General features: G+C 42.4%; 1 protein-coding gene. It reads right to left on the reverse strand.

Annotated elements, in window-relative coordinates; translation table 11 throughout:
- Positions 1-535 (reverse strand): RagB/SusD family nutrient uptake outer membrane protein (locus JHD69_RS20120; protein WP_199142115.1); only part of this gene is annotated, 535 nt, incomplete at both ends.

Below are 535 nucleotides of genomic sequence, written 5' to 3' on the forward strand. Positions count from 1 at the left end.
AGATGTGTATAAGAGACAGGTAAAGGCCTGTACGTATCAGCCGTACCGGTTGCCCCTTGCAGAGGGTTTCCCCCATTTGAAATCACATAGGATTTTTCCCAAATAGATTCTTTTGTATAACTGGTATGATGAAAAACATCGGCATAGTCATCTACTAGGGCAAAAAGTCCTGAATTGATCACTTTTAAGGCTTCTTCTTTTGCATTTTTATAATATGCAGTCTGTTTCATTGGGCTACCGGCCATGGTAAGGTAAACCTTCGACAAGAGTGCAGAGGCCACCAATTTGTATACCCTGCCAGTAACAGGTGCCTTATCAGGCAGGTTTTGTGCGGCAAAGGTAAGATCGCTCAAGATCAGTTTGTATATCTCGGCTTGTGGGGTACGAGGTAGCCGTAAGCTTGCTGGATTATTATCAACGATAACTTTTGTTGGCATTGGGATATCGCCATATAACTGAACCAGATAAAAATAGGCATATGCTCTCATAAACTGTGCTTCGGCAGTTAACTGATTTCTCGTTGTTTGGTCTAAGG

The organism is Pedobacter sp. ASV12 (genome assembly GCF_016429155.1).
Lineage (GTDB): Bacteria > Bacteroidota > Bacteroidia > Sphingobacteriales > Sphingobacteriaceae > Pedobacter.